A 1,420-nucleotide genomic window follows, 5' to 3' on the forward strand; every position below is an offset into this window, starting at 1 on the left:
CAACAAGAGAAGCCTTTTGAATGAAATAAGGTCCGTTCCACTGTGTAAATCCTTTATAATTCTCAGGCAGATGTTCTGGATCCGTTGACCACTGACCCTTACGGGTTGCTCTCGGCCATTCATAAAGGAACTCGCCTGCAAGGGAATAAATGCGAACAACAGAAGAAGATGCCTTGATAGATACTTTCTTGTGCAAAAATGCTTTGTCTACGCTATAATAAGCATTGTCAAAGCGTACGTGGAAGTCGCTTGATACCTTTGCCGTTTTTCTCTCCATGTACTCGTAATGCATGGAGGGGAGCGGCATCAATTCAAGTTTCTCCTCTTCCCAATAGTAGTATCTATTATGTTCTTTCTTTTTAAACGGCTCCTTATTGAGAGCTTCCAGTTCCTTCCAAAGATCTTTGTTGAACTGATCCAGCGAAAAATACTGTTGTTCTTCAAGTTTATGGAAGAGACCTTTCTCAAGAATACCTACCGCGTTTTCTACTGAACTCTTAAATTTGGGCTTTCTGACCTTGGCTGGAAGAATTACAGTTCCATAATGATCAGCCCAGTCAGCGTAATCCTTATTCAGTTCGGGTTCAATCCAGTCTTGATTAACGATTACCGCCTGCTTGCAGTTATCGCATACAACCAGTGCCGGCACACCGCCAAAGTAATCAAGAGCATGATTATTGACCTCAATCCATTGCGGTTCCCTTGTCGAAAGCATCCCTTCGGCATAGATGTACTGTGAGTATGGAAGAATAGCCACAAATACAACAATCGTCAGAATCTCACCGGTAAGAGGATCGGTCATGTTAAATGTCTGCCCAGCGAAATCGACCTCCATCTTCTGTGCAATAACTGCACCGAAATGCGCAGTTTCATAGTTTTCCTCACACCATCGGTTAAAAAGCTCACAGTACTGGCGGTACTGATAGAAACGCTTGCCTTCTTCAGCACACTTTTTTGAGTAGCGATTCCATAGAAAAACGAGAGTCATGTTTTTCCTTGTGGCCATAAGTCTGGCCGCTTCCTCATAATCAGGGTATTCAATGGATTCATTACGACCTGGGGAACCGGGAATGGATCCATACACTAATTCAGCAATACCGTAGTTAGTGATACCCGGTGGCAAAGGATAAGAAAGGTTTTCGCACTTCTCAAATGCTCTGAGGAAGTCATTGACTCCTGATTTACTTACGCTAAGCTGTCGGGCAATTTCACTTCCTGACATGGAAAGCGCATAACGTTTGATAATGATGTTTTTGTAGTCCAGCATACATCATCCTCCTAAGAAATATATTTTCATCTGATAGATGAATGAATATATTATCCTAGAGATTTCTGTATCAATCAAAGCCTAACGGCTGTTCAGCTTCGCATTTCGGCCGTTTTGCTCCGCAAAACCGGCCGTTGGGACGCGCCATATGCA

General features: G+C 43.1%; 1 protein-coding gene. It reads right to left on the reverse strand.

Annotated features, from left to right (window positions below; translation table 11 throughout):
• A partial coding sequence (gene istA / locus ACTNA4_RS16030) for an IS21 family transposase (RefSeq protein WP_441031166.1) occupies positions 1–1,267 on the reverse strand: 1,267 nt, incomplete at its 3' end.
• Positions 1,268–1,420: the final 153 nt, after the last annotated feature.

It is taken from the genome of Bariatricus sp. HCP28S3_A7 (genome assembly GCF_052066375.1).
Classification (GTDB): domain Bacteria; phylum Bacillota; class Clostridia; order Lachnospirales; family Lachnospiraceae; genus Allocoprococcus.